The sequence below is a fragment of the Gordonia sp. GONU genome (assembly GCF_024733855.1).
Taxonomy (GTDB): Bacteria; Actinomycetota; Actinomycetes; order Mycobacteriales; family Mycobacteriaceae; genus Gordonia; species Gordonia amicalis.
The window spans coordinates 109,937-136,022 of record NZ_JANRHB010000008.1 but is presented as its reverse complement, the minus strand read 5'-3'; the positions used below and the strand labels follow the sequence as shown (position 1 = coordinate 136,022).

28 protein-coding genes and 1 pseudogene are annotated in these 26,086 nt (G+C 67.0%); 12 read left to right on the top strand and 17 right to left on the bottom strand.

The annotated features are described in order from the left end of the window. Positions 1-50 precede the first annotated feature (50 nt). Complete coding sequence (locus tag NWF34_RS10495) at positions 51-1,877, top strand: MFS transporter (protein WP_258324984.1); 1,827 nt, start codon at positions 51-53, stop codon at positions 1,875-1,877. Between the two features lie 3 nt (positions 1,878-1,880). On the opposite strand, the gene NWF34_RS10490 is transcribed toward NWF34_RS10495, so the two are convergent. Further along, positions 1,881-2,744 carry a GyrI-like domain-containing protein gene (locus NWF34_RS10490; protein WP_258324983.1) on the bottom strand — a complete coding sequence of 288 codons (864 nt, stop codon included), beginning with the start codon at positions 2,742-2,744 and terminating at the stop codon, positions 1,881-1,883. Between the two features lie 445 nt (positions 2,745-3,189). Here NWF34_RS10490 and NWF34_RS10485 point away from each other — a divergent pair, with 445 nt between their 5' ends. The 5 genes from NWF34_RS10485 to NWF34_RS10465 all read left to right on the top strand — a co-directional run bounded on the left by NWF34_RS10485 (position 3,190) and on the right by NWF34_RS10465 (position 7,280). After that, on the top strand, positions 3,190-3,912 hold the full coding sequence (locus NWF34_RS10485; protein WP_258324982.1) for a hemerythrin domain-containing protein: 723 nt from the start codon (positions 3,190-3,192) through the stop codon (positions 3,910-3,912). A 108-nt stretch (positions 3,913-4,020) separates the two neighbouring features. Beyond that, positions 4,021-5,340, top strand: coding sequence for a S1C family serine protease (locus NWF34_RS10480; RefSeq protein ID WP_258324981.1), 1,320 nt, complete (start codon positions 4,021-4,023; stop codon positions 5,338-5,340). Positions 5,341-5,415: 75 nt separating this feature from the next. Continuing rightward, on the top strand, positions 5,416-6,063 hold the full coding sequence (locus NWF34_RS10475; RefSeq protein WP_258324980.1) for a TetR/AcrR family transcriptional regulator: 648 nt from the start codon (positions 5,416-5,418) through the stop codon (positions 6,061-6,063). 30 nt (positions 6,064-6,093) lie between these two features. Then, entirely contained in the window at positions 6,094-6,801 is a 708-nt protein-coding gene (locus NWF34_RS10470) for a hemerythrin domain-containing protein (RefSeq protein WP_258324979.1), read from the top strand. Continuing rightward, entirely contained in the window at positions 6,798-7,280 is a 483-nt protein-coding gene (locus NWF34_RS10465) for an SRPBCC family protein (RefSeq protein WP_258324978.1), read from the top strand. Before NWF34_RS10470 ends, NWF34_RS10465 begins: the two co-directional genes overlap by 4 nt. 16 nt (positions 7,281-7,296) lie before the next feature. On the opposite strand, the gene NWF34_RS10460 is transcribed toward NWF34_RS10465, so the two are convergent. Then, positions 7,297-7,791, bottom strand: a complete 495-nt coding sequence (locus NWF34_RS10460; RefSeq protein WP_258324977.1) for a nucleoside deaminase — start codon at positions 7,789-7,791, stop codon at positions 7,297-7,299. A gap of 156 nt (positions 7,792-7,947) precedes the next feature. After that, positions 7,948-8,307 (bottom strand): Rv2640c family ArsR-like transcriptional regulator, encoded by a 360-nt coding sequence (locus NWF34_RS10455; protein ID WP_191834470.1) that lies wholly within the window; start codon positions 8,305-8,307, stop codon positions 7,948-7,950. 97 nt (positions 8,308-8,404) lie between these two features. On the opposite strand from NWF34_RS10455, the gene NWF34_RS10450 reads away from it, so the two are divergent. Then, positions 8,405-8,902 carry an ArsI/CadI family heavy metal resistance metalloenzyme gene (locus NWF34_RS10450; protein WP_258325011.1) on the top strand — a complete coding sequence of 166 codons (498 nt, stop codon included), beginning with the start codon at positions 8,405-8,407 and terminating at the stop codon, positions 8,900-8,902. A 52-nt stretch (positions 8,903-8,954) separates the two neighbouring features. Here the strand turns inward: NWF34_RS10450 and NWF34_RS10445 are convergent, their stop codons facing one another. The 4 genes from NWF34_RS10445 to NWF34_RS10430 form a co-directional block, all read right to left on the bottom strand. Next, on the bottom strand, positions 8,955-9,377 hold the full coding sequence (locus NWF34_RS10445) for a low molecular weight phosphatase family protein (RefSeq protein WP_258324976.1): 423 nt from the start codon (positions 9,375-9,377) through the stop codon (positions 8,955-8,957). Further along, the gene (locus NWF34_RS10440) at positions 9,374-9,802 is read right to left on the bottom strand and encodes an arsenate reductase ArsC (protein WP_258324975.1); all 429 of its coding nucleotides are present in this window, start codon (positions 9,800-9,802) and stop codon (positions 9,374-9,376) included. The genes NWF34_RS10445 and NWF34_RS10440 overlap by 4 nt, the downstream gene beginning before the upstream one ends. Positions 9,803-9,870: 68 nt before the next feature. Beyond that, entirely contained in the window at positions 9,871-10,950 is a 1,080-nt protein-coding gene (gene arsB, locus NWF34_RS10435; RefSeq protein ID WP_258324974.1) for an ACR3 family arsenite efflux transporter, read from the bottom strand. Further along, positions 10,947-11,327, bottom strand: coding sequence for a helix-turn-helix transcriptional regulator (locus NWF34_RS10430; RefSeq protein ID WP_258324973.1), 381 nt, complete (start codon positions 11,325-11,327; stop codon positions 10,947-10,949). Before NWF34_RS10430 ends, arsB begins: the two co-directional genes overlap by 4 nt. 222 nt (positions 11,328-11,549) lie before the next feature. Between NWF34_RS10430 and NWF34_RS10425 the strand changes: the two are divergent. Next, positions 11,550-13,598, top strand: a pseudogene (locus tag NWF34_RS10425) (APC family permease); the annotation flags it as partial. 76 nt (positions 13,599-13,674) lie between these two features. Here NWF34_RS10425 and NWF34_RS10420 read toward each other — a convergent pair. The 6 genes from NWF34_RS10420 to NWF34_RS10395 all read right to left on the bottom strand — a co-directional run bounded on the left by NWF34_RS10420 (position 13,675) and on the right by NWF34_RS10395 (position 17,944). Then, positions 13,675-14,112, bottom strand: coding sequence for a VOC family protein (locus tag NWF34_RS10420; protein WP_258324971.1), 438 nt, complete (start codon positions 14,110-14,112; stop codon positions 13,675-13,677). Positions 14,113-14,193: 81 nt separating this feature from the next. Next, positions 14,194-14,556, bottom strand: coding sequence for a zinc ribbon domain-containing protein YjdM (locus tag NWF34_RS10415; protein ID WP_024498260.1), 363 nt, complete (start codon positions 14,554-14,556; stop codon positions 14,194-14,196). 143 nt (positions 14,557-14,699) lie between these two features. Next, a complete protein-coding gene (locus NWF34_RS10410; protein WP_258324970.1) occupies positions 14,700-15,032 on the bottom strand; it encodes a hypothetical protein in 333 nt (110 codons plus the stop codon). 37 nt (positions 15,033-15,069) lie between these two features. Next, positions 15,070-16,149: a redox-regulated ATPase YchF gene (ychF, locus tag NWF34_RS10405; RefSeq protein ID WP_006435919.1), complete on the bottom strand. Its 1,080-nt coding sequence runs from the start codon at positions 16,147-16,149 to the stop codon at positions 15,070-15,072. Between the two features lie 69 nt (positions 16,150-16,218). Continuing rightward, positions 16,219-17,520 (bottom strand): AI-2E family transporter, encoded by a 1,302-nt coding sequence (locus tag NWF34_RS10400; RefSeq protein WP_258324969.1) that lies wholly within the window; start codon positions 17,518-17,520, stop codon positions 16,219-16,221. Between the two features lie 94 nt (positions 17,521-17,614). After that, positions 17,615-17,944 (bottom strand): hypothetical protein, encoded by a 330-nt coding sequence (locus NWF34_RS10395; RefSeq protein WP_258324968.1) that lies wholly within the window; start codon positions 17,942-17,944, stop codon positions 17,615-17,617. 105 nt (positions 17,945-18,049) lie between these two features. On the opposite strand from NWF34_RS10395, the gene NWF34_RS10390 reads away from it, so the two are divergent. The 4 genes from NWF34_RS10390 (at position 18,050) to NWF34_RS10375 (ending at position 22,442) form a co-directional block, all read left to right on the top strand. Then, a complete protein-coding gene (locus NWF34_RS10390) occupies positions 18,050-19,582 on the top strand; it encodes a DNA-3-methyladenine glycosylase 2 family protein (RefSeq protein ID WP_258324967.1) in 1,533 nt (510 codons plus the stop codon). Between the two features lie 83 nt (positions 19,583-19,665). Further along, positions 19,666-20,259 carry a methylated-DNA--[protein]-cysteine S-methyltransferase gene (locus NWF34_RS10385; protein WP_258324966.1) on the top strand — a complete coding sequence of 198 codons (594 nt, stop codon included), beginning with the start codon at positions 19,666-19,668 and terminating at the stop codon, positions 20,257-20,259. A 52-nt stretch (positions 20,260-20,311) separates the two neighbouring features. Then, complete coding sequence (locus NWF34_RS10380; RefSeq protein ID WP_006435915.1) at positions 20,312-21,541, top strand: DNA recombination protein RmuC; 1,230 nt, start codon at positions 20,312-20,314, stop codon at positions 21,539-21,541. Between the two features lie 4 nt (positions 21,542-21,545). Then, positions 21,546-22,442, top strand: coding sequence for a DUF6542 domain-containing protein (locus tag NWF34_RS10375; RefSeq protein ID WP_258324965.1), 897 nt, complete (start codon positions 21,546-21,548; stop codon positions 22,440-22,442). An 81-nt stretch (positions 22,443-22,523) separates the two neighbouring features. Here NWF34_RS10375 and NWF34_RS10370 read toward each other — a convergent pair whose 3' ends face one another. From NWF34_RS10370 to NWF34_RS10355, 4 genes are read right to left on the bottom strand one after another with little or no spacing between them, the layout of a single operon-like run. Further along, positions 22,524-23,087 (bottom strand): nucleosidase, encoded by a 564-nt coding sequence (locus tag NWF34_RS10370; RefSeq protein WP_258325010.1) that lies wholly within the window; start codon positions 23,085-23,087, stop codon positions 22,524-22,526. A 46-nt stretch (positions 23,088-23,133) separates the two neighbouring features. After that, positions 23,134-23,916, bottom strand: coding sequence for a fructosamine kinase family protein (locus NWF34_RS10365; RefSeq protein ID WP_258324964.1), 783 nt, complete (start codon positions 23,914-23,916; stop codon positions 23,134-23,136). Further along, positions 23,913-24,836 (bottom strand): SDR family oxidoreductase, encoded by a 924-nt coding sequence (locus tag NWF34_RS10360; RefSeq protein ID WP_258324963.1) that lies wholly within the window; start codon positions 24,834-24,836, stop codon positions 23,913-23,915. The genes NWF34_RS10365 and NWF34_RS10360 overlap by 4 nt, the downstream gene beginning before the upstream one ends. Before the next feature lie 33 nt (positions 24,837-24,869). After that, positions 24,870-25,895: an N-acetylmuramoyl-L-alanine amidase gene (locus NWF34_RS10355; protein WP_258325009.1), complete on the bottom strand. Its 1,026-nt coding sequence runs from the start codon at positions 25,893-25,895 to the stop codon at positions 24,870-24,872. Between the last annotated feature and the right edge of the window lie 191 nt (positions 25,896-26,086).

Sequence of the window (26,086 nt, the reverse complement as noted above, 5' to 3'; positions counted from 1 at the left end):
GCCCGCTCCCCCGTATCCGCCGTTCAGCACCTCACCAGTCCAGGAGCACCATGACACCCGCACTCGCCGCACCGGCTTCGACGGCCGACGACCACGGCCCGCACTACAAATGGATCGCGTTGTCCAACACCACTCTCGGCATGCTGATCGCCACGATCAACTCGTCGATCGTGTTGATCGCACTACCCGACATCTTTCGCGGCATCCACCTCAATCCGCTCGAGCCCCAGAACACCAGCTACCTGCTGTGGATGATGATGGGCTTCCTCGTGGTGACCGCCGTACTCGTCGTCAGCTTCGGCCGGCTCGGTGACATGTTCGGCCGGGCGCGCATGTACAACATGGGCTTCCTCATCTTCACGATCTCGTCGATCTTCCTGGCCGTCACCTGGTTCGACGGTTCCGCCGCCGCGATCTGGCTCATCTTCTGGCGGGTCATCCAGGGCATCGGCGGCGCGTTCCTGATGGCCAACTCGTCGGCGATCCTCACCGACGCCTTCCCCACCGAACAGCGCGGTCTCGCCCTGGGTATCAACGGCGTCGCGGCGATCGCCGGCTCATTTCTCGGCCTGCTCGTCGGAGGCGTGCTGGCACCGATCCACTGGCACTTGATCTTCCTGGTCTCGGTGCCGTTCGGCGTACTGGGCACCGTCTGGGCATATCTGAAGCTCAAGGACACCGGCGTGCGCAAGCACGCGGAGATGGACTGGTGGGGCAATGTGACCTTCGCGGTCGGACTCGTGGCCGTCCTCGTCGGGATCACCTACGGCATCCAGCCCTACGGTGACAGCGCGATGGGCTGGACTTCGCCGATGGTGCTGAGCTGTCTCATCGGCGGCGGACTCGTGCTCGCGGCGTTCGTGCTCATCGAGACCAAGGTCGCCGAGCCACTGTTCGACCTGCACCTGTTTGCCAATCGCTCGTTCACCTTCGGCAACATCGCCAATCTGACGGCGTCGATCGGCCGCGGTGGCCTGCAGTTCATCCTGATCATCTGGCTGCAGGGCATCTGGCTGCCGCAGCACGGCTACACCTTCGAGAAGACCCCGCTGTGGGCCGCGATCTACATGGTCCCGATGACCGTCGGATTCCTTTTGACCGCACCGGTTTCCGGCGCCCTCTCGGACCGCATGGGTACCAAGTGGTTCACCACCACGGGGATGGTCCTCACCGCGGGCACCTTCGCCGCCCTCGTCGCACTCCCGGTCGACTTCTCCTATCCCGCATTCGCGATCATTCTGCTGCTCAACGGGATCGGAATGGGTCTGTTCTCGTCGCCGAACCGCGCCGAGGTGATGAACAGCCTGCCCGTCGACGCCCGCGGTTCCGGCTCGGGCATGATGACGACCTTCCAGAACGCGGCGATGGTGCTGTCGATCGGGCTGTTCTTCAGCCTGATGATCAGCGGCCTGGCGACCCACCTGCCCGACACGATGCAGTCCGGTCTCCTCGCCAACGGCGTCCCGGCGGCAGATGCCGCACAGATCGCGCAACTCCCCGCGGTCGCGGTCCTGTTCGCCGCCTTCCTGGGATACAACCCGATCGAGATGCTCCTCGGCGATCAGCTGACCGGTTTGCCCGACGCCAGTCGCGAGACCCTCACCGGCCTCGACTTCTTCCCGCACCTCATCAGCTCGCCGTTCGCCGACGGCCTGTCGGCCGCGTTCACCTTCGCCATCGTGTGTTGCGTGATCGGTGCCGTCGCTTCGCTGTTCACCAACCCGCGGAGGCCAGGCGGGTCGGAGTCCGTGGACACGATGTCGGCGACCCCGCAGCGTAACGGGGAATCCGCCGGCGCGTCGCTCGCCGCGGTCGCCGCGGAGTCCGGGGAGTCGCCGGCGGACCTGGTCGACGCCGACTCGCGCCCCGGTACATAGCAGTCAGGCGCGCTCGACCGGCATCCAGATCTCCGCGTCCGCCCGGGACTCCGTCAGTTCCAGGTAGCGAACGAACGTGGGCCCGGGTCGCAGTCGCCACGGATTCGACGGGAACCACTCGGTTGCCGTTGCCGCCCAGGTTTCCTGGAGCGCAGCCGGGAACGGCCCGGACGAGCGGAACGTCGCCCACGCACCCGGGGCCACCGCGATGGTCGACAGATCCGCAGGGACCGTCGAATCCTCCTGCACCGCAACACCGTGTAGGTACGTGATCGGTGTACCCTCCGGTGCGTCGGGCGGGTTCCCGTCGGTGACGGCGAGGATACCCGCGGGCTCGGCGTTGTTGAACGTCTTGAGTCGCGCGTGTTCCGCGGGTGCGATCGACGCGATGTGCTGCTGGATGTGCGGATTGACTCCCTGGTAGACGAGCGGCACCTCGGCGGCGTGTCCGGCGAGTACGAATGCGGGTCGGTCGGTGATCGTGACGTCCATCGGACGGCTCCCTTCAACGGTCAGGCGGAACCTGAGTACGGCTTGTGTGGCGAAAGGACCGCCATGCGTTCGCACGTCCGACGGCGACGCACCGTGAACCGACCGGAATGCCCGACCGAACGCCTCGACCGACGAATAGCCGTAGCACACCGCGATGTCCAGCAGGCTGGTGTCACTGCTCACGAGATCGGTTGCCGCGAGCGTCATCCGACGACGCCGCACATACTCCGAGAACGGAACTCCGGCGAGCGTGGCGAACATCCGGCGCAGGTGATACTCGGTTGTCCCGTGGGACCGGGCGAAACCGGGGACGTCGATCGTCTCGTCGGTGTGCCCGTCGACGAGGTCGACGAGTTCGTTGAGCGTGCGGATCATGGCTCTCCTTTCGCCCATGATCATGGTCGCTCAGCGTGCCTCGTACCCGATCGTTGGCGATCAGAAACTGTCAGGCCTGCCGGCGTCGACGCCAGGTTTTCCGCAACTCCGGCGAAAGCGACTGTGGAACCGACCGATTCGCCGGCGGACGCCCCTTGTGTCCGGCACCCAGCAGTCGCATACTCGAACCACGAGTCGGTCGGCTCAGCATTTCTACGACGGAACATCATGCGGCGACCCTTCGAACTGCCCGACCGGCGGGACCACGCGGATGAGATCAACGCGCGGATCCTCGCCCCAACCGCTCCGTGGGCATCAAGTTCGTTTCCGACACAAAGCTTCTCACGCCCAGGCTCACTCGTGTGCCTTCGCGCTTTTGCGAGGCACTGTGGCGCCATCCGGCCAGCCGGTCCGTATCCCGACCGTCAGATGAGAGGAAAGAACGATGTCCACCACCTCGCAGCCATCCGGAACACACGAACCCGCCGAGACACGAAGCATGGGGGTCGTGCACAGCGCGCTGCGCCGCGACCTGAAGCGAACCCGCGTCGTTCTCGAATCGCCGCCGTATCCCGACGACGCACGCCGACGGGCTCTCGCGGACCACGTCGAATGGATGATGTCCTTTCTGCACGCACATCACACCGCCGAGGACACCGGTCTCTGGCCGCTGATCCGCTCGAGGAACCCCGCCGCCGCCGAGCTCCTCGACCAGATGGCGGCCGACCACCGGCGTATCGGTCCGGCCATCGACGCGCTGAACGAGGCCGCATCCGCGTACCGGACCGACCCGGGTGCGCGCGAGCAACTGCTGGGCGCGCTGGACGACCTCACCGACGTCCTCCTGCCGCACCTCGAGCGAGAGGAACTCGAGATGATGCCGGTCGTCGCGGCCACCATCGACACCGCCACGTACCTCGAGGTCGAGAGCAAATACTTCGTCAAACCGAAGGGGTTCGTCGAACTCGGTCGAGAGGCCCATTTCCTCGTCGACGGCGTCGACGAGGAAACCCGCGACTTCATGTTCGGCTTGGTGCCGCCGATACCACGATTCCTTCTGGATCACGGGTTCAAGCGCAGCTATCGTCACCGCTCCGAACTGCTCTGGGACGACGGGCCGGCGTCGCGGATCCGCCCGATCACGATCCAGCAGAAGAAGGCCTCCTGAGGCAAACCGGGGCGTTCTCCAGAAATCCCTGAGATTCGGCCCCGGGTTGACAGGAAATCCGCAGCCAACTGACGACCTGCTCTCATACAGTCCCGGCACCGTGGTGACGTGAACGCATCTCAGTCCTCCGGCGACGACTCACCGGCCCCCGAACACCGTGCGCATCCGTACCCCACCGCCCCGCTCTACGGCCGGTGGGACGGCGACCCGATCACCTCACCGCCCGCGTCGAGCTCACCTCCGCGGGTCGGCGGCGTGACGAAGCCGATCGTCGTGACCGCCCTGCTGGCGGGCCTGCTCGGCGGCGCGATCGGAGTCGGCGGCAGCGCCCTGCTCGACCAGCACGGCAGTCCCTCGGCGCCGACCCTGAGCTCGCAACCGGCGAACACCGTGAACGCCGCCGACGTCAAGCCGGGGTCGGTGACCTACGCGGCGCAGGTGGCGTCGAGGTCGGCGGCGGACATCAAGGTCCAGACGGCCCGCGGAACCGCCGTGGGCAGCGGGATCGTGCTCTCGCAGGACGGATACGTCCTGACCAACCACCACGTGGTCGCCGGCGCCGGCTCCGGCAGCAAGATCACGGTCACCACCAGCGACGGCAAGCAGCATTCCGCGACGATCACCGGCAGCTCGCCGTCGTACGACCTCGCCGTGATCAAGCTCGACGGTGCGTCGGGACTGACCCCCGCGGTGCTCGGCGACTCGGACGCGCTGCAGGTCGGCGAGCAGGTGGTGGCCGTCGGCAGCCCGGACGCCCTGACCAACACCGTCACCTCCGGCATCATCAGCGCATTGTCACGCACGGTGACCGCCGCCGACGAAAGCGGTTCGGCGGTCACGGTGTACAACGGCCTGCAGACCGACACCCCGATCAACCCGGGCAATTCCGGTGGGCCCCTGGTGAATCTGCAGGGCCAGGTGGTCGCCGTGAACTCCGCCGTCGACACGGGGCAGGCAGCCAGCGGCGGACCTCAGTCCTTCGGACTCGGTTTCGCCATCCCGATCAACACTGCCAAGCGCATCGCGAACCAGCTGCTACAGAACGGAGAGGCGACCAAACCCGTTCTCGGCGTGTCGGGTTCGCTGTCGTCCACCGGTGCCGAGGACGGCGCGACCGTGTCATCGGTGGAGAACGGCGGACCCGCGGCGAAAGCCGGTATCTCTCGCGGAGACGTGATCACGAAGGTCGGCGACACCCCCGTCGCCGACTATGCCGATCTGATGGCGCAGGTGCTCACGCATGCGCCGGGTGAAACCGTGCCGGTCACCGTCGGCTCGGGGTCGGACGCACGCACCGTGAAGGTGAAGCTCGGCAGCATCGTCGACAAGCAGCAGACCACGGTGCCCGAGTCGGGCGGCGGCTCCGACGGCGGGCCGGACGGATCTCGACTTCCCTTCGGCATCAATCCGTTCGGACAGGTTCCGTGACCGCCTGACGGGTGCTGTCCACACCTTCGTCTGATAACCCTTGTATTGAAAACAAGGCAGGCGCATACTTCGGATATGGGTACGTCCGATCGGCCCGCATCCGCAGCGACGGCCACCCGGAGGAGTTACGACTCAACCCTCCGGCGGAGCCAGGCGGAGCAGACCCGCGTGCAGATCCTCGAGGCCGCCACTCGCCTGTTCGCCGAGCGCGGCTGGTCCGTCGGGGTGCGCGAGATCGCTGCTGAGGCCGGCGTGTCCTTCGAGACGGTCTATGCGAAGTTCGGTTCCAAGACACGCCTGTTCCTCACGGCATTCGACGTGGCGGTCGTCGGCGACGATCGGCCTGTCGCGCTCGCCCAGCGTCCGGAGTTCGCCGCGCTGTCCGCCGGCGACCGCCGTGAACGCGCCGCGGCCGGAGCCGCCCTGGCCGCCGACATCTACGCACGCACCGCTGGTCTGTACCGGGCGCTGCGCGAAGGCGCCTCCTTCGACCCCGAACTCGCATCCAGGCTCGTCGAGGCGTACCGCCGTCAGCGTTCAGATGTGCGGGCCGCGGGTGAGGCTGTCGCCGGACGCACGCTCGCCGCCGATGAAGCCGAGGGATTGTGGGCGGTGATCAGCACAGAGGTCTACGACCTGCTCGTCAACAACGCGGGGTGGACCCACATCCGCTATCGGAACTGGATCGCCGACGCCACCGTGCGACTACTCGGCCCAGATTGACGTCAGCCCTTCGATCGAGAGGACAGGGCCATGTCCACCACCACACGCGAACCCGCCGACACACGAAGCATGGGCATCGTGCACAGCGCACTACGACGCGACCTGCGGCGAGCCCGCGTCGTCATCGGATCACCGCCTTATCCCGAAGACGCCCGCCGACGAGCCATCGCCGACCACATCACCTGGATGATGGGCTTCCTCCACATGCATCACACGGGCGAGGACAAGGGGTTGTGGCCTCTCGTCCGGTCGAGAAACCCCGACGCCGCAGCCCTTCTCGACGACATGGAAGCCGATCATCTCCGGATCGCTCCGGCCGTCGACGCGTTGATCGAAGCGACCTCCGCCTACCGTCGGGACCCACAGGCACGGGACACCCTGCTCGACGCGCTGGAACGGCTGTCAGAGGTACTGCTCCCCCATCTCGAACGCGAGGAACTCGAGGCGATGCCGGTGGTCGCGGCCGCGATCAGCACCGCGGAGTTCCTGGACGTCGAACACGAATTCTTCGTCAAGCCAAAGGGATTCGCCGAACTCGGCCGCGAGGGTCACTGGGTCGTCGACGGTCTGGGAGATGAAGACCGGGAACTGATCTACGGCGTGGTGCCGGCCGTACCCAGGTTCATCCTCATCCACGGCTTCGCACGCGCCTACCGGCGTCGGGCCGAGCTCATGTGGGGGCATGGTCCGGCGTCGAGGATCGGTCCGGTGACCGTCGACGCGAAGAACCCGTCATGACACGCCGTCTCGCCCACCAGGGCCGCACCGAGTCGTATGCCGACGCACCACCCGAGGCCGTCTTCGACATCGTCTCCGATGTGACCCGGGTCGGCGAGTGGAGCCACGAGTGCCGAGGCGCGCACTGGGTCGGCGCCGAGAGGGAGGCAGCTCCCGGCGTACGATTCCGCGGCACCAACAGGTCCGGCATCTACCTGTGGAGCCGGTCGTGCGTGTTCACCACGGTCGAGCGACCACATGTACTGGCCTGGAAGACCATCGGGCTGATGGGCAAGATCGACAGCACCGAATGGCGGATCACTCTCGAGCCCGAAGCGGGCGGCGCGCGGATCGTTCAGACCTACGACTTGCTCCATGTCGCACCGGGTTTCGACCGCATCTACTGGTTCCTCATCAAAGGCCACCGAGACCGCAGGGTTGCGCTCGCCGCGGATCTCGATCGCCTGGCAGCGCTCGCGGCCGCACTCAGCCGACGGTGAGGATCGCCAACCGCGGTCATCCGCGGTCACCCTCGTCGTCGACCACGCCGATGTCCTCGTTCCACAGGCCGGGATCGGCCGCGATGAACTCCGACATCATCGCCGTGCAACGTTCGTCGTCGAGGATCGTGACCGACACCCCGAGGTCGGCGAGCCAGTCCTCTCCGCCCTGAAACGAACGGTTCTCGCCGATCACCACCGATCCGATGCCGAACTGCCGGATCAGTCCGCTGCAGTACCAGCAGGGCGCGAGGGTCGTCACCATGATCGTCGACGAGTAGTCCCGTTGCCGACCGGCCGCACGGAAGGCGTCGGTCTCCGCATGCGCCGACGGATCATCCTGCTGGACACGGCGATTCCGACCCTCACCGAGGAGGGTCCCGTCGGCGGCGAACAAGGCCGCACCGATCGGGATGCCACCCTCCTCGAGACCCGACCGGGCCTGCCGATAGGCGGTGTCCATCAGATGCGAGAGATCGAGACCGGAGGGGAGGTCCGCGGGAGAACTCATCTGGCAAGAATTGCCGATCGGGACCTCAAGCGGCAACTGGGGACTGCGCCGTCCTGCACCGCGCCGAGACATTCACAGCCACACGACACACCTACGACGACGATCGACCGACACCAGCGAGATCACCCGCCGATCACAGGGGCAGGCATCTGCCTTTCAACGGCAGCACGCCGGGTCGAGCACCTGGCGCAACGCCTGGAGTGCGTCGACGTGGGCACGGTAATAGACGTTCATGCCGCGACGCTCGGGCCGGACCATGCCGGCTTTCTTGAGTTGACCGAGGTGGTGGCTGACGGTGGGTTCGGACAGCCCGACGGCGGTGGCCAGGTCGCAGGTGCAGACCTCGCCGGCCCCGTCGGTGAGCAGGATCGACATCAGCTTGATCCGCACCGGATCAGCGAGCGCTTTGAGTCGCAAGGCGATTTCCAGTGCGGCGTCGTCGTCGAGCGGTGCGGCCGACACCGGTTCGCAGCAGATGGGGTCGATCATGTCGATGACCGGGAGCGCCTTGGGCATGACGGCCATCCTACCCACATCATTGACATATGTCGAAGAGGTTGGCACTCTGGACACAGTCAGTAATTCGATATATGTCGCACAGGTGGAGGTAGTCATGTCGCGTATGCAGCTCGCACTCAACGTTGATGATCTGAATCAAGCGGTCGAGTTCTACTCGAAGTTGTTCAATGTCGCCCCGGCCAAACGGAAGCCGGGTTACGCGAACTTTGCGGTCGCCGAGCCGCCGCTGAAGCTGGTGCTGTTGGAGAACCCGGGCAAGGGCGGCACGATCAACCACCTCGGCGTGGAAGTCGAGTCCAGCGATCAGGTGCACGCCGAGATCGCCCGACTCAGCGGTGAAGGCCTGTTCACCGAGGAAGAGATCAATACCACGTGTTGTTTCGCCACCCAGGACAAAGTCTGGGTGACGGGTCCGGCAGGTGAGAAGTGGGAGGTCTACACCGTCCTGGCCGACTCCGACACCTTCGGGACCAGCCCAACTCTGCTGGCTGACAGCGCGACCGGCGATTCGACCGACTCGCCGGCGTGTTGTGGCACTGCCGGTGCCCCCGAGGCCGACCAACCCGCACCGAGTGCGTCCACCTGCTGCTGACATGTCCCGAACCCGTCGGCGGGCAGCAGTGCTGTTGGTGCCCGCCGACGGCTCAGGCGTGGTCGGCCAGGCGCGCGGTGAGGTCGGTGAGGCGAGCGGCGATGTCGTCGCGGATCAGACGCATGCGCTCGATGCCATCGATCCCGCGTGCGGAGGGTTCATCGGTCTCCCAGACCTCGACAACGGCCCCATCTGGCGGGGTGACGTGCGCGGACGTTCCCAGCACGACCGTGAGGTCGGCGTCGCGCATCAGGTCGTCGGTGAGTTGGCGTGGCGTATGCCCGTCGATGTCCACGCCGACTTCGGCGAGCACCTGAGCAGACAGGTCGTTGACATGCTTGCCGATCGCGGCGTCGGTTCCGGCGGAGGAGGCGTTGATCGCGCCGGCGCCCAACGTGCTCGACAGGCCCTGGGCCATGACCGATTTACCTCGATTGCTCACGCACACGAACAGAACCGATCGTGATGTGCTCATCGCACGCTCTGTTCCGTGCCGGCGGGCGCGATCTCGGCGAGCAGGTCGACCACCAGCGATCGGATCTGATCGCGGATAGGGCGCACCGCGTCGATACCCTGGCCGGCGGGGTCTGCCAGTGCCCAGTCGCGGTAGTCGACCCCGGGAAACACCGGGCAGGCGTCGCCGCAGCCCATGGTGATGACCACGTCGGAGCGCTCGACGGTGTCGGGGGTAAGGATCTTCGGAGCTTGGTCGGAGATGTCGATCCCGACCTCGGCCATGGCCTCCACGGCCACGGGGTTGATGGCTTCCGCCGGCGCGGACCCCGCAGAGCGAACCTCGACCCGACCGCCGCCCAGCGCGGTGAGAAACCCGGCGGCCATCTGAGAACGGCCGGCGTTGTGGACGCAGACGAACAACACACTCGGTATCGGTGCAGGCATGGCGTGGCTTCCTTTTGGGTGTGAGAGGAGGTTATGCGTGTGGTGCGGGACGAGGTCCTCGAGCAAGCTCAGGACGTGTGCGGGCCGGTGAAGCGCTTGCGCAACGCCAGCGAGACGTAGACCAACCCCACGAGGACCGGGACCTCGATCAACGGGCCCACGACCCCGGCCAATGCCTGTCCCGAGGTGGCGCCATACGTTGCGATCGCGACCGCGATAGCCAGTTCGAAGTTGTTGCCGGCAGCAGTGAACGCCATCGTCGTGGTGCGTTCATACCCGAGTTTCATGGCCGCACCGAATGCATAACCGCCGCCCCACATCACCGCGAAGTACACCAGCAGCGGGATCGCGATGCGGACGACATCGAGCGGTTGGGAGGTGATCTGATCACCTTGCAGGGCAAAGAGAATCACGATGGTGAACAGCAACCCGTACAGCGCCCACGGACCGATCCTGGGAATGAACGTCGACTCATACCAATCGCGACCCCTGGTCCGCTCCCCCAGATATCGGGACAGCAATCCGGCGGCCAGCGGGATGCCCAGGAAGACCAGCACCGATTTGGCGATCTGCCACGGAGAGGCATCGATCGTTGTCTGCTCCAGACCCAGCCAACCCGGCAAGACCGAGAGGTAGAACCAGCCCAGGACGGCAAACATCACGACCTGGAACACCGAGTTGATCGCCACCAACACTGCAGCTGCTTCACGGTCACCGCACGCCAGGTCGTTCCAGATGATCACCATCGCGATGCATCGCGCCAACCCGACGATGATCAGACCGGTGCGGTACTCGGGCAGGTCGGCGAGGAAGATCCAGGCCAGAGCGAACATCAACGCAGGGCCCACGACCCAGTTCAAGACCAGCGATCCGATGAGGAGTCGCTTGTCTCCGGTCACGGTGTCGAGGCGGTCGTAGCGGACCTTCGCCAGAACCGGATACATCATGATCAGCAGACCGATCGCGATGGGTAACGAGACGCCATCGATCGAGATGGCCGACAGCACATCGTTCAACCCGGGGATCAACCGGCCCAGGAGCAGGCCGGCGACCATCGCCACCCCGATCCACACCGGCAGGAACCGGTCAAGGGTGGAGAGTTTGCCGACGACCGCGGGGTGCTCGGAAGTGTTCGATGCGGCACTCACGCGATCACCAACGTGTCCGCGGTGGGATCCGCCGAGCTCAGAATGGCCGAGAGCTGCTGCAACGCAGCAGGAATGACCCAGTAGTACACCCAGGTGCCCCGGCGCTCACAATCCAGCAGACCCGCCTGCCGCAACACCTTGAGATGGTGCGAGATGGTGGGCTGGGACAAATCGAACGATCCCGAGATGTCGCACACGCAGGCCTCCCCGCCGGCGTGGCTGGCCACCAGGCTCAGCAACCGCAATCGCACCGGATCGCCCATCGCCTTGAACATGCGCGCCAACTCCACCGTCGCATCGACACTGAGAGGCTCCTGCACCAACGGCGTACAACACGCCTCGCCCGCCACGTCAGGCAGCCGGTCCTGATTCGACATGCATCTATATTGACAGACCTCGAACCGCCGACCAAATGAACATCGGTCGAACGCCGGCGGCGAAACACACGGCGTCCGGGCGACGTCGAGCTATCGATTCCTGCTACTGCATGACGGTCGCCATCGTCGGCACGCGGGCCTACCTTGGAGATCAGCCGGTACAGCAGTCCGACGTTTCAACGGCCCGCCCAGCGTCGGGCCTCGGTGCGAAGGAGTCGCGCCATGACCGGTCCGTCCGATGGCGACACGGTGGCGGCACCCCGGGACATTCCCGAGACCGTCGGATACGGACTCAAACGCCTCTTGCTCGGTAAACCGCTCATCAACGAGCGTCTGCGCGCCGAGAAGCTGAGCAATCCGGTGGCGCTGGGAGTGCTCGCCCCCGACGCGATCTCCTCCACCGCGTACGGCACCGAGGAAATTCTCATCGAACTCCTTCCCGCGGCGGGCCTCGCCGCGTTCGCGCTGCTGCTACCACTCACCGGCGTCATTCTCGCGATCCTCGTGCTGGTGGCGGCGTCCTATCGGCAGGTCGTCATGGCGTACACCCGAGCGGGCGGTTCGTATGTGGTCTCGCGGGAGAACTTCGGGCCGCGGGTGGCTCAGGTCGCCGCGGCGGCGCTGCTGATCGACTACGTGGTGACCGTCGCCGTCCAGGCCGCGGCCGGGACCGTCGCCGTCGTCTCGGCCGTCAGGCCGCTCGGTCCCTACAGCCTCGAGATCACCGTGACCATCGTGATCCTGATGTGCTGGGCGAATCTCCGGGGGCTTCGCGAAGCCGGTCGGGCCTTCGCGGTGCCCACCTACTTCTTCGCCGGGATGGTGCTGCTGATGATCGGGACCGGTCTCGTTCGCGAGTTCACCGTCGGTCTACCGCAGTACCACCCGGCCACCCTGGCCGGAACCGTCCCGGTCCATCAGGGAAGCGGTCTGATCGCGGGGGCGACCCTGCTCATCTTCCTGCGTGCCTTCGCCAACGGTGGGTCGTCGCTGACCGGGGTCGAAGCGATCTCCAACACGGTCAACTCGTTCCGAAAGCCACAGGGAGTCAACGCTCGCCGCGTCCTGACGGTGATGGCCTGCCTGCTCGGCTCCCTCCTCGCCGGCGTGGCCTGGCTCGCACACGTCACCCACGCGACCCCGTACTCCGCGGGTTATCCCTCGGTGTTGTCCGAGATCGCACGACTGGTGTTCGGCAACGGCGCAATCGGCACCACGATGTACGTACTGATGCAGATCGCCACCGCCGCGATCCTGTTCACCGGCGCCAACACCAGTTTCAACGGCTTCCCGGCGCTCGCGAGCTTTGTTGCCGAGGACCGTTTCCTCCCCCGCCAGCTCACAACCCGTGGCCATCGACTGGTGTTCTCGAACGGGATAATCATTCTCACCGTTCTGGCCGTCACCCTGCTGGTCGTCACCGGAGGCTCGGTCAACGCACTGATCCCCTTTTACGCAATCGGCGTCTTCACCGGCTTCGCCATGGCCGGGTACGGAATGACGAAACATCATCTGAGACAACGGGAGCCGAAATGGCGTCGCCGGCTGGCCGTCAATTTCTCGGCCGGCGTCCTCTCCACGCTCGTCGTCGGGATCTTCGCCATCGCGAAATTCACCGAGGGCGCCTGGCTCGTGGTGATCGTCTTCCCGCTGCTCGTTCTCGCCCTGATGCGATTGAACCGTGAATATCGTTCCGAGGCAGCCATTCTCGAAGAGTTCCGCACCAACCGCCCCGAACAGGTCGTCTACGCGCACCATCACGTCTTCGCACTCGTCAACGCCGTCGATCTCGCCGTGCTGGAAGCACTACGGTACGGACGCAGCATGCGCCCCGACGACCTCGTCGCCGTCCACCTCATGGTCGACGCCGCGAAGGCCAAACGCATTCAGGAACGTTGGGACTACTACGGTCTCACGGTTCCGCTACGTGTGGTCGACTGTCCCGACCGCCGTCTCGGACGGGCGTTGCAGCGCATCGTGCTGGAGGCGCTCGCCGAACAGCCCCGAACCCACGTGACGGTTCTGCTCCCCCGCCGCTCGTACGCACCGGTGCTCGGTCGGCTCCTACACGACCGCACCGCCGACCGGCTGTCCAGAGCGGTCAGCGAGGTCCCGCACGCGGCGGCGACCATCGTGCCCTTCGACGTCGAAGCCGAAGTGCGACGGGCATTTCCCGATGAGCTCGAAGCCCGACTGGGTTCACGTATCGACGCCGCCCTCACCCGACTCTCCCGGGAGGAAGAGGCCACCGTCGAGGAGGCCGAGCACCCGGACGCGACAACGGTCGATGCCCGCCACCGGATACTCGAGACCGACCCGACCGAGGACAGAGCAAGATAGGTGGTCGTCAGCTCTTCGTCAGATCCTGCGCGAGCATCACGATGATGCCACTGGGACCGCGCACGTAGGTGAGCTTGTAGATGTTCTCGTAGTTCGCGACCCCGCGAAGCGGACGACATCCGTGCCGCGCGGCGATCTCGAGCGCCGCGTCGAGGTCGTCGACCGAGAACGCGACGCGGTGCATGCCGATCTCGTTGGGCAGCGTCGGCGTCGTCTCGATGGCGTCGGGATGGAGGTACTCGAACAGTTCGAGCCGGCCTTGCCCGTCGGGTGTCTGCAGCATCGCGATCTTCGCCTGGTTTCCGTCGAGACCGACTGCGGTGGACGCCCATTCGCCGCTCACCTCGTCACGGCCGACGACGCTGAGGCCGAGGTCGGTGAAGAACGCGATCGCCGCCTCGATGTCGCGGACCGCGATCCCGATGTTCTCGAGTTTGATGGCCATGTCGGCCACGGTAACTCCACCGGCGATTTCATGGCTCGAAACCGCGCTCAGCGCGGTTTCGAGCCATGGATCGGTATCGGTTCAGAGAACCTTCTTCACCACGCTCGACTTCAGTTGCATCTGACCGAAATCGGGGACCTTCGCGTCGATGTCGTGGTCGCCCACGCCGTCGGAGATCAACCGGATGTTTCGCACCTTCGTGCCGATCTTGATGACACCGCCGCCACCGCCCTTGACCTTGACGGTCTTGACGATGGTCACGGTGTCACCATCGGCGAGGACGTTGCCGACCGAATCCTTGATCTCGGTCACGGCCCCGGCGTCGGCTTCCGACGATTCATCGGCCGACCACTCGTGCCCGCACATCGGGCACACCAGGAGCGCGCCCTGCGGGTAGGTGAACTCCTGCGCACACTCCGGGCACGGAGGCAGCTGGTCAGACATGGAAGAAGCGGAACGTTTGCATGCCCATGAGCATAGCCTGCCACCTGCGCAAACATGCCAACCAGCTGGGCCTTGGACCCGAAAAGAAGGTTCGTCGGAGCTTCCTCATCTCGGCTGGACTCTCGTCGGAAACGCCGGCGCATTCAGTCCAGGATCGCCGGGCACTCGATGACCTCGATCGAGTTGCCACGAAAGAGTGTCAGGTGTGGGTGCTCGCCCAGGATGCGGACCGCGTCGTCATGGGAATCGGCCTCGACAACCGCGTATGCAACCTTGGCGTCCTCGAACTCCTCGACGCCGTCGGCGGTCACTCGACGCTTCCGGAACAGTGGGGCACCGGGATCGATCAGAGCCGTTTGATGGGCTCGTGCCCAGGCCGACCAGGCCGTCATGAAGTCGGACTGCTGCTGCTCGGTCAGCCCAACCCTGTCGATGTCGCCGGCCGAGCCGTTGAGGATCGCGAGAAATCTGGGCACACCAACACGATAGGCGTCGGGGCGAGCCGGTGCGCCGCTACACGTTGAAGCGGAACTCCACCACGTCGCCGTCCTGCATGATGTAGTCCTTGCCCTCCATGCGGACCTTGCCGGCGGCCTTGGCGGCGGCCATCGATCCGGCCTCGTCGAGGTCGGCGAAGGACACGATCTCGGCCTTGATGAAGCCCTTCTCGAAGTCGGTGTGGATGACGCCGGCCGCCTTGGGTGCGGTGTCGCCCTGGCGGATCGTCCAGGCACGCGCCTCCTTCGGACCTGCGGTGAGGTAGGTCTGCAGGCCGAGGGTGTGGAAACCGGCGCGCGCGAGGGAAGTCAGGCCGGGCTCGTCCTGGCCGATGGAGTCGAGCAGTTCCAGGGCGTCCTCCTCGTCGAGTTCGAGGAGTTCGCTCTCGACCTTCGCGTCGAGGAACACCGCGTCGGCCGGCGCGATGGCGGCGCGCAGTTCGGCCTTCTTCGCGTCGTCGGTGAGCACGCCCTCGTCGGAGTTGAACACGTAGAGGAACGGCTTCGCCGTCATCAGGTGCAGCTCGCGCACCGACGACAGGTCGAACGAATCCTTCTGCGAGAACAGCGTTTTTCCGCTGTCGAGGATCTCCTGTGCCTTCTTGGCCGCCTCGAGGGTCTCGACGAGGTCCTTGTTCTTGCGCGAGTCCTTCTCCAGACGCGGTAGTGCCTTCTCCAGCGTCTGCATGTCGGCGAGGATCAGTTCGGTCTCGATGACCTCGATGTCGGCGAACGGATCGACGCGGCCGTCGACGTGCACGACGTCACCGTCGTCGAAGACACGGACCACCTGGCAGATGGCGTCGGCCTCACGGATGTTGGCGAGGAACTGGTTGCCCATGCCCTCGCCCTCGGAGGCACCCTTGACGATGCCGGCGATGTCGACGAACGACACCGTGGCGGGCAGGATGCGCTCGCTGCCGAAGATCTCCGCGAGACGCTTCAGTCGCGCGTCGGGCAGTTCGACCACGCCCACGTTGGGCTCGATGGTGGCGAACGGGTAGTTGGCCGCCAGCACATCATTACGGGTCAGGGCGTTGAACAGGGTCGACTTACCGACGTTGGGCAGACCGACAATTCCCAGGGTGAGACTCACGGGCGACCAGTCTATCGGCACCGGCCGCGAGGCCCGACGCTGCGTCGGACCTCGTCGTGGACCCGGCGGTCAGTCCCGGTCCAGCAATCCCTTGACCGGGTTCGGCGGCTCCTTCGGCGGGTCCTTGTCAGGGACGCCCACCTGCTTGGTGACGGGCGCACCTTCGGGTGCCAGCGACTCCCCCGCGCGTTCGGCGATCCGCTCGTTCAGGTAGCGCAGCACCACCGCCAGCGACGCGACCGCGGGCACCGCGAGGAAGGCACCGGTGATACCGAACAGGGTGCCGCCCAACGTCACCGAGAGCAGCACTATCACGGCGTGCAGATCCATCGACTTCGCCTGCAACCACGGCTGCAGCACATTGCCCTCGAGCTGCTGCACCGCCAGGATGACGCCGAGCAGGATGAGCGCGGTGGTCAGGCCGTTGGACACGAGGGCGATGAGCACGGCGAGCGCTCCGGCGACGAACGCACCCACGATCGGGATGAAGCCGCCGAGGAAGGTGACCACCACCAGCACGCCGGCGAGCGGAACCCCGAGGATGAACAGGCCGAGGCCGATGAGCGCGGCGTCGACGAAGCTGACGACCGCCTGCGTCCGGATGAATCCGCCGAGGCTGTTCCACATCCGGGTCAGGACCTCACCGACGTGCGTGCCGGAGGGCTTGCCGACCGAGCGGTCGAGCCACGGCACGAACTTCGGCCCGTCCTTGAGGAAGAAGAACACCAGCACGAACGTCGTGAAGACGGTGACGAGCAGCGATGTCGCGGTGCCCACGCCGCTGAACACACCCGAGGCGATGGTCGACGCACTCGACTGCAACTTGCTCGTGATGGCGTTGACGATGTTGTCGAGCTGTTCGTCCTCGATGTTGAGCGGCGGCCCCTGAACCCAGTCCTGGAGATGCTTCACACCGTCGGTCGCCCGGTTGGCGAGTTCGGGAGCCTGGTCGACGATCGACGGCACGATCAGACCGATGACGCCTCCGAGCACACCGAGACCGATCAGCATCATCAACAACGACGACGCCGCGGCCGGGACGCCGCGGTTACGCATCCAGCGCACCGGCGGCCACAGAATGGTGCACACGATGATCGCCAGCAGGACCGGCAGCAGGATCACCCAGAACTTGCCGAGCACCCAGAAGAGCACCCACAGGGCGGCTGTCACCAGCACGATCTGCAGACCCACGGTCGCGCACGATCGCAGGCCGGCCATCATCACCTGGGCGCGCGTCGGGTACGCCTTCTCCTCGACGCCGCCGAGTACGGCATCATCCCCGAGGACGGCGTCGGCACCCACCGAGATGGAATCCGGGCTGCCGGTTCCGGCTTCGTCGTCTGCACGCTGGTCGTCCGAGCTGTCAGTCACTCGTGGATCCTCACACACCGCGATGACATCGCGGAGTCGACGCGACGGATGACGGTCGCCGCGGATGCGAACAGCTCAGGGTTGCCGCGACCGGTCAGCGTCGGCGCAGTTTGCGCCCGATGAAGCGGATCAGTGAATTGACCGCCTCGAGTTCGGCGTCGACCTGATTGAAGACCGGCGGGATGTCGTCCCGGCCACACATCTCGACATCCGGCGCGTCGAACGGCCGGTTCGGCGACTCGTCGGCCCGCTGACCATCCCACGGCACGGGCGCGATGCCTTGTTCGGCCTCTTCGGTGAGTGCGCGTCTGATGGTCTCGGGGCCGTAGAGACCCATCATCATCTCCAGGCCCCATCCGGGCAGCCCGGCGAGGGGCAGGTCGTCGTGCCGGCTTCGCCGTCGGCCATCGAACCGTGTGGACATGGCGCAATCGTGCCACAGCACTGTTACTCAGGTCACAGATTCGGCCGTAGATGTCGCGTCCGATTTCCGCCAGAAGTCGATCCCGCCGGATGTCAGAGTGGAGAGGTGACCACAGCTTCCGTCGAACACACCGTCCCGGGCTCGGCTCCGGACTTCGACCGCTGCTATCGCGCCCTCCAGGCACGGGATGCACGTTTCGACGGCCAGTTCTTCGTCACCGTCCGGACCACCGGGATCTACTGCCGTCCGTCGTGCCCCGCGCAGACGCCGCGACCACACAATGTCGCGTTCGTGCTGACCGCGGCCGCGGCCCAGCAACAGGGCTACCGTGCCTGCCGGCGATGTGCTCCCGACGCCGTCCCCGGTTCTCCGCTGTGGAATGTGAACGCCGACATGTCCGCCCGCGCGATGCGGCTGATCGCGGACGGGGTCGTCGAACGTGAGGGTGTCGGCGGTCTCGCGGCACGGCTGAAGTACTCACCCCGCCACCTCAACCGCGTCCTCACCGACCACCTGGGTGCCGGTCCGCTCGCGCTCGCCCGCGCACACCGGGCCACCAACGCCCGGGTGCTCATCCAGTGCACGGCGCTCCCGATGTCCGACGTCGCATTCGCCGCCGGCTTCGCCAGCATCCGGCAGTTCAACGACACGATCCGCGCCGTCTTCGGACTCACCCCGACCGAACTCCGTCGACTCCGCAACCGCCGCGACCGACCAGACACCGAAGCACCGTCGGCTCCGGGCAGTGTCAGTCTGCGCCTGCCGTTTCGCGCGCCCTACCGCTGGACGTGGATGCGCTGGTTTCTGTCCGCACACGCGGCAGCGGGGGTCGAGACCGTCATCGACGACGCCGACGCAGCCCTCGGTTGGCGGTTCCGGCGCGTCATCAACCTCCCGCACGGCTCGGCGATCGCCGAGATCGAACCCCATGACGACCACGTCGGTGTCGTTCTCTCCCGACTCGACATGCGCGACCTCGGTGCTGCGGTGAACCGTCTGCGTCGGCTACTCGACCTCGACGCCGACATCACCGCCGCCGCGGAGACCCTCGCCGACGACCCGACTCTCCGCCCTGTCGTCGAGACCGCGCCCGGACTCCGCGTGCCGGGCAGTCTCGACGCCGGGGAGACGATCATCCGCACCATGCTGGGACAGCAGGTCAGTCTCGCGGCCGCACGACATCAGATCGACCGACTCGTCGACGCGCTCGGCGAAGCGTTGCCCGACGGTGCCACCTCGGGCGCCGATCGGGTACCGAAGGCATTTCCCACCTCGGCCGCCATCGCGGCCGACGGACGCGAAGTGTTGCGCGGACCGCGCCGCCGGATCGACGCCGTCATCGGGGTCGCCGAGGCGCTCGCCGAAGGTCGGGTGGAACCGCATGCCGGGGTCGATGCGTCTGACTTACGTGCGCAACTGATCGAGATGCCCGGAATCGGCCCCTGGACCGCCGACATCGTCACCATGCGGGTGACGGGCGATCCCGACGTCCTGCTCGCGAACGACCTGGTCGTCGCCCGGGCCGCGGCCGACCTGGGACTCGATCTGCGCGACACACATCGCTGGGCACCGTGGCGGTCGTACGCGACGATGCACCTGTGGCGACACCGCCTCGCCGGCGCCGGCGAGGACGTATGACGAGCGGACCCCAGATGACGCCTGATCCGACGACGCCCCATCCGACACCGATTCGACTCGAACCCCGACCCGACAGGAACGCCATGTCTGCACCGTCCCCCACCGTCACCGACGGACCGACCGCCCACACCACGGCCGCCGACGACCCGGTCACCACCGGCACTGGCACCGCCGCCGGTTACGCCACCCTCGACACCCCGAACGGTCCGTTCACCGTGATCGCCGACGACTCCGAGCGCGTCCTCGCATCCGGGTGGACCGACGATCCCGCCTATCTCTCCGCACTCATCCACCGATCGTTGCGTCCGGAGTCACTGCAGCGTTCCGTGACGCTCGGGAGTCTCACCGACGCGGTGTCGGCATACTACGCGGGCGAGGTCGATGCGCCGTCCCGGGTCGAGGTGGTCCAGCTCTCCGGCGGCACCTTCCTGAACAAGGCGTGGGACGCGCTGCGTCTCGTCGAACCCGGGCGGCCGGTCACCTACACCGAGTTCGCCGAGCGCGCGGGCGAACCGGCCGCCATCCGCGCCGCGGCGACCGCGTGCGCGCGCAATGCCGCCGCACTCTTCGTGCCGTGCCACCGGGTCAAGCGCAGCGACGGCACGCTCGGTGGCTTCCGCTACGGACTGGACATCAAGAGATGGCTGCTCGACTTCGAGGCACCAGCGGAGGACTGAGCCGGACCTGCGGCGACGGCGTTTTGTCGGAGGCATCCGACACCATCAGGGCATGATCGCAGCAGCCCTGTCCCTCGTGTTCGGCGTCCTGCTCGGCATCGCGCTCGGGTGGTGGGCGCATGCCGCGCGCAGCGCCGGGGTGGTGGCCGCCGCCCGCTCCGAGGTGGAGATGCTGCGCGAGGGACGCAGCGAGGTGGCGTCGTCGTTGTCGTGGGCCACCGAGGATGCGGCACGGCGGCAGTCCACGGCGATCGGCAGCCAGGTGCAGCACATCGTGGAACCCCTACGCGCGACCCTCGCCCAGCTCTCCGACGAACTGCGGCGGGTCGAGTCCAATCGGATCGGCGCGTACGCAGGGCTCACCGAGCAGGTTCGCGGCATCCACGCGGCATCCGTCGCGCTCAACGACCAGACCCGGCAGCTCGCCAACGCACTGCACAGCTCCCACTCGCGCGGCCGCTGGGGCGAGGTGCAGCTCGAACGGGTCGTCGAACTCGCCGGCATGACCAAACACTGTGACTTCAGCACCCAGGTGTCGCTACCGGACAAGACGAAGGCCGGCGCGACGGTCCGGCCCGACCTCGTCGTCCACCTCGCGGGCGGACGCGACATCGTCGTCGACGCCAAGGTGCCCCTCGAGGCGTATCTGCGTGCCGCCGAGTCCACCGAGGCCGCCGCCCGGGATCGTCTGATCGGCGAGCATGCCCGGGCGCTGCGCGCACACATCGCCCGGTTGTCCGCGAAGTCCTACTGGACGGCCTTCGAGAACACGCCGGAGATGGTGGTGCTGTTCCTCCCCGCCGACGCGGTCCTCGAAGCCGCCGTCCGCACCGATTCCGAGGTCCTCGAATACGGGTTCGCACGCAATGTGGTGATCGCCACTCCGACGACCCTCATCGCGTTGCTCCGGACCGTCGCCCTCGGCTGGCGCCACGACGCGATGGCCCGCGACGCCGCGGTCATCCATGCCCTCGGCATGGAACTCCACCAACGTCTCGCCGGTGTACTCGGTCATCTGGGCTCGCTCGGCACATCGCTGCAGCGCACCGTCGACGCCTACAACTCGACGATCGGGTCGGTCGAGAGCCGGCTGGGCGTCACCGCCCGACGACTGGCCGAACTCGACGCCCTGGGCGAGGTCGCCGAACCGCCGCGACCCCGCGTGATCCACGACACCTGCAGGTCCGCCGAATCCGTCGCGACACCTGCGACGACATCGGCGGCCGCGTCCACGCCACGGTCCGGGGGTGGAGCGTTTTCCGCCGATGAACCGGTACCGTGACCATGTGCCTTCCCCGCAACGCCTACAGACGGCGGTACCCCTGGACCAGCAGTCCGTGCTGCCCGCGGTCCGCGGTGTGCCGTGGTGGGGTGCCGTTCTCCTGGCAACCGGGATCACGGCCCTCGGTGCGGCGATCGACGCCGGCAGCAACGACTCGCTCGGCGGGATCTACAAGTTCTGTTATCTCGTCGGCTGTGTCCTCGCCGCTCTGGCCGTGCGTCGACGCGCACTGTTCACCGCTGCCGCCCAGCCGCCGCTGATCGCGTTCTTCGTCAGTATCGTCACGCTGTACGGCCTCAATTCCGAGCAGGCGTCGTCCGGTCTGAAGAGCCTGATCTTCAAGGTTCTGCTGCCGATCGCCGCGGATTTCCCCTGGATGCTGACGGTCTTCCTCGTCACGTTGGCCATGGTGCTCGTCCGCTGGTTCCTGACCCGCGGCGACGACGACAAGAACTCCGGTGGTCGGGAGAAGCCGACCGGGTCCCGCGGTGCGTCGACTCGCGCGAGCCGAGACAAGACCGACCGCGCCAAGACCGGCGAGTCGACCGAGCGCGCGACGACGCATCGTCGGGCCAAGAGCAGCACGGCCCAGCAGGCCGGCGCCGGCCAGACCGCCAAGGCGCCGTCGAACCGGTCGCGCCCCCAGCGCTCCCGTCCCGGCTCCTCTTCCGAACGCCCGGCCTCGTCGGCGCGTACGGCGACCGTCGAACGAACCCAGCGGACCCCGGCAACCGCGCGCCCGACGGTGGCGGATCTCGCCGCACCCGACCTCACCCCGTCGGACGCACCGCTCTCGGGTCAGTCCGACACGCCTCGTACCGACCCCGCCCCGTCCGGGTTCCAGACGTACGAGTCGGCCACCGACGCCGGTCCGGCAGGCGTCGCCGACACCCGCTCCTGACGCGCGCAGAGTCGCCACCTCCGGTCGCACGCGCCAGGCGGATTCAACCGGTCGCTGCACCAGCGGGGTCTCCGGCGAGCGTCAGCCGCCGGCGTTGAGTTCGATCCAGTGCCCCAGCTTTCGGGCCGCGGCGTCGACCAGCTCGGGCCACTCCATCGCACCCTCGTCGGCGTTGTCGGTGACCGCCTTGACGAGCCGGCACGGGATCCCGAACTGCGCGCTCACATGGGCGACCGCGCATCCCTCCATGTCGACGAGGTCCGCGTGGCGTGCCAGCTGGGCCCGCCGCACCGGGTCGGCGACGAAGGTGTCCCCCGAGGCCAGCACCGTTCCGTCACCGTCCGGGAGTTCCCAGCGGTCGATCATCTCGTAGCCCATGGCGCGTAGTTCCGCGCTGCTGATGTCGTGTTCGAGCACCGATGACGGGATGAACAGATCGCGCCCGGGACCGACGACTCCGTCCCGCAGAACCCCCGCGGTGCCGATGTTGATCACCTGCCGGACCGGTGCACCGGCGGCGAGCTCGCGACTCAACGCCATCGTCGCCCGGACCTTGCCGATCCCGGTGATGAGCAACCGCGAACCCGCCGGCAGATGCCGCGCCTCGGCGCGGGTCGCCGACACGATCAGAACACTTCCGGACACACCACTCCGCACACCGTCATCAGACACCGGGTGATTATCGCGTGCGTCATCCGCGCGCGAGCGCCGAGGACGCCCGAGCGGCCCGGCCCAGAGCGGTGCCGTAGCCCGGTCCGTGCCCGGCGGCGTGCACCGCGAGCGGGTGCAGTTGGTGGACCTCGACCCTGTCCTGCCAACCGGGAACCAAGGGGTGCGTCTCCTGATAGCCGTCGATGATCTCGTCGAGCAGCGGGCAGCCGAAGAGCGCGAGCATCGCGAGGTCGGTCTCCCGGTGGCCCCCGTGTGCGGCGGGGTCGATCATCACGACGCCCTGGGAGGTCCAGAGCACGTTGCCGTTCCACAGATCGCCGTGGATGCGGGCCGCGGGTTCGTCGTCGTCGAACGCTCCGCTCGCGACCAGCTCGCAGGCGGCGCGAACGGCATCCTCGTCCTCGGCGGTCAGATTGCCGGCCTCCCGTGCCGGACGCAGATACGGCTCGACGCGTTCCCGCGCGTAGAACTCGCCCCACGAGTCGTATTCGATCGAACTGAGCGGGCGCCGGCCGATGAACAGCCGGCCGTCGAAACCCGCGGGCGGCGAACCGAACCGCGGGGCACCGGCGTCGTGCATGCCCGCTAGCGCAGCTCCGAAGGCCCGGGCGGCCTCGCGATCCGGACGCGTCGTGTCGAGGTACTCGAGTTCGATGGCGTCCTCGCTCACCGCGAGCACCTTCGCCACCGGTGCGCCGGAGTCGGCGAGCCAGCGCAACCCGGCGACCTCGGCCGCGAAGAAGTCCCGGTGACCGCCCGGCGGGCCGCTGCCCCGCAGCGTCTTACGGAAGACGCGGCTCACTGCGCCGAATGGTGGTCGCGTGCCCGCTCCTCGAGCGTCGTGCCGCTGACCCGCGCGAGCTTGTCGAAGCGATCGTTGGCCACCCGCATCGCGATCTCGTAGGGCAGGGCGAACTTCCGCGCCCACCAGTATCCGAACCGGATGTCGAACGACGTGTAGACCATGAACCGATTCTTGCGGATCCCCTTGAGGATCGCCGCGGCCGCGGTCTCGGGTGACACCGCGACCTTGTGGAAGTTGTTGATGGCGGCCTTGACTCGCGGGTCGTCACGGTCGACGCCGACGATCTCGACGGTGTCGACCAGCGGGGTGTCCACACCGCCCGGACACACCAGCGACACCCCGATACCGTGACGCCGCAGATCGAACCGCAACACCTCGGAGACACCGCGGATCCCGAACTTGCTCGCGCTGTAGGCGGCGTGCCACGGCAGGGCGAGCAGCCCCGCGGCCGACGACACGTTGACGATGTGTCCGCCACTCCCCCGCCGGACCATCTGCGGCACAAAGCATTCGATGATGTGGATCGGGCCCATGAGATTGACGTCGACGAGCGATCGCCAATGGCGGTGCTCGAGATTCTCCACCGTGCCCCATGCCGAGATCCCGGCGATGTTCATCACGACGTCCATCACGCCGACCTCGGCGTCGACCTGCCGCGCGAAGTTGGCCACCCAGTCGTAGTCGGAGACGTCTCCGGCGAGGTGGTAGAGCACGGTGCCGTCGGCGCGGAGGATTCCGGCGACGACCTCGTCGAGCTGATCGGCGTGTAGGTCGGTCAGCACCAGTTCGGCACCTCGTGCGGCGGCTGCCTCGGCGGTCGCGCGTCCGATCCCGCTCGCCGCCCCGGTGATCAGTACCTTGCGTCCGCGCAACGACGGCACCGGAGTGTCCATCACCAGGAGATCTCGAATGCCCATGGGGCCGAGGTTAGCCGCCTGAGGTGGACGGGCTCAGCCGATCGGCAGCTTCCCGTCGAACAGGCCGTACAGAATCGTGAGCATCGCCTTGAGGACCTGCGCCGACACATCCTGTCCCTGGGTGGCCAGCAACTGGACGACGGCCTCGGGCTCCTCGGTGGCGAGCAGCTGCTGCACGAACGGGATCACCGCGGACAGCCCGCTGGCGTCGTCGGCCGGCGGCACCGAAGGTGCGGGTCCGGCGCCGGTGGCCGCATTGCCGTTGACGTATTTCAGGATGCCGTCGGTGATGGCCGTCGCGTACTTCAGCTGGCCATCGCGTCCGGCCAGGGCGGCCGCCTCGGCCGGGTTGGACAGGTTGCCCATCTCGATGAAGACGGCCGGGACCTTGGTCAGGTTGACCGCGGCGATGTCCGGACGCGTCTGGATGCCGTTGCTCACCCCCGCGTAGTTGGCCGATGGGAAGCCGGCCGCGATGAAGGAATCGCGCATGACGGTCGACGCCTTGCGCCCCTCACCCGACTGCACGCGGTTCACGGTGGCGTCCGGGATCGGCAGCGACGGCACGATCATGTGGAAGCCCTTCTTGGCGCCGTCCGCTCCCCGGCTCGTCGAATCGGCGTGCAGGCTGACCGCGACCGCTGCGCCGGACCGGCTCGCCGCGGCGGCACGCTCGTCGACGCAGCCACCCCACCCGAGGTCGTCGGGCCGGCTCAGCACCACCCGGGCGCCCTGACTTTCCAGGCCGGCCTTGACCAGCTGGGTGATCTGCCAGTTGACGGTGTGCTCCTTGGCCCCGTTCACCCCCGTGGCTCCGGTGGTCTGGCAGTCCTTCTTGCCGCCGCGCCCGTCGGACACCTGCGCGCTGAGGCTCCGGCCGGCAGCACTCGCCTGGTGGCCCGGGTCCAGGAAGATCGTCTTCCCCGCGAGCGCGGTCCCACGGGCCGGCACGGCCTGTGCAGGCGCCACCACCAGGTTCGACGCCATCACGGTCGACGCCACTGCCGTCACGGCGAAGGCGGTCGTCAACATGCGCTTCTTCATCATCTTCTGGAACATCGGCGATTCGAGGCGGCGACCGCGCGTCTCAGCTCCGGTCATTCGCCTCACTCCTCCCGTTAGGCACCATTGGTCACACTGGTCACAGACTTAACAGTGAAACAGGGCGAGCGGAGTTTGCGAAATGCGCTACCTGGGCGTTCCGGATTTCGTTAGCCGAATGTGACATCTAGCCCGGCGTGTCGCGTGAT

Bases quoted from the DNA above. Each gene is read 5' to 3' on its own strand.
- NWF34_RS10495 (WP_258324984.1), top strand. From the start codon at position 51: ATGACACCCGCACTCGCCGCACCGGCTTCGACGGCCGACGACCACGGC.
- NWF34_RS10490 (WP_258324983.1), bottom strand. From the start codon at position 2,744: ATGATCCGCACGCTCAACGAACTCGTCGACCTCGTCGACGGGCACACC.
- NWF34_RS10485 (WP_258324982.1), top strand. From the start codon at position 3,190: ATGTCCACCACCTCGCAGCCATCCGGAACACACGAACCCGCCGAGACA.
- NWF34_RS10475 (WP_258324980.1), top strand. From the start codon at position 5,416: ATGGGTACGTCCGATCGGCCCGCATCCGCAGCGACGGCCACCCGGAGG.
- NWF34_RS10470 (WP_258324979.1), top strand. From the start codon at position 6,094: ATGTCCACCACCACACGCGAACCCGCCGACACACGAAGCATGGGCATC.
- NWF34_RS10465 (WP_258324978.1), top strand. From the start codon at position 6,798: ATGACACGCCGTCTCGCCCACCAGGGCCGCACCGAGTCGTATGCCGAC.
- NWF34_RS10460 (WP_258324977.1), bottom strand. From the start codon at position 7,791: ATGAGTTCTCCCGCGGACCTCCCCTCCGGTCTCGATCTCTCGCATCTG.
- NWF34_RS10455 (WP_191834470.1), bottom strand. From the start codon at position 8,307: ATGCCCAAGGCGCTCCCGGTCATCGACATGATCGACCCCATCTGCTGC.
- NWF34_RS10450 (WP_258325011.1), top strand. From the start codon at position 8,405: ATGTCGCGTATGCAGCTCGCACTCAACGTTGATGATCTGAATCAAGCG.
- NWF34_RS10445 (WP_258324976.1), bottom strand. From the start codon at position 9,377: ATGAGCACATCACGATCGGTTCTGTTCGTGTGCGTGAGCAATCGAGGT.
- NWF34_RS10440 (WP_258324975.1), bottom strand. From the start codon at position 9,802: ATGCCTGCACCGATACCGAGTGTGTTGTTCGTCTGCGTCCACAACGCC.
- NWF34_RS10430 (WP_258324973.1), bottom strand. From the start codon at position 11,327: ATGTCGAATCAGGACCGGCTGCCTGACGTGGCGGGCGAGGCGTGTTGT.
- NWF34_RS10420 (WP_258324971.1), bottom strand. From the start codon at position 14,112: ATGGCCATCAAACTCGAGAACATCGGGATCGCGGTCCGCGACATCGAG.
- NWF34_RS10415 (WP_024498260.1), bottom strand. From the start codon at position 14,556: ATGTCTGACCAGCTGCCTCCGTGCCCGGAGTGTGCGCAGGAGTTCACC.
- NWF34_RS10395 (WP_258324968.1), bottom strand. From the start codon at position 17,944: ATGTCCACACGGTTCGATGGCCGACGGCGAAGCCGGCACGACGACCTG.
- NWF34_RS10385 (WP_258324966.1), top strand. From the start codon at position 19,666: ATGTCTGCACCGTCCCCCACCGTCACCGACGGACCGACCGCCCACACC.
- NWF34_RS10380 (WP_006435915.1), top strand. From the start codon at position 20,312: ATGATCGCAGCAGCCCTGTCCCTCGTGTTCGGCGTCCTGCTCGGCATC.
- NWF34_RS10360 (WP_258324963.1), bottom strand. From the start codon at position 24,836: ATGGGCATTCGAGATCTCCTGGTGATGGACACTCCGGTGCCGTCGTTG.
- NWF34_RS10355 (WP_258325009.1), bottom strand. From the start codon at position 25,895: ATGTTCCAGAAGATGATGAAGAAGCGCATGTTGACGACCGCCTTCGCC.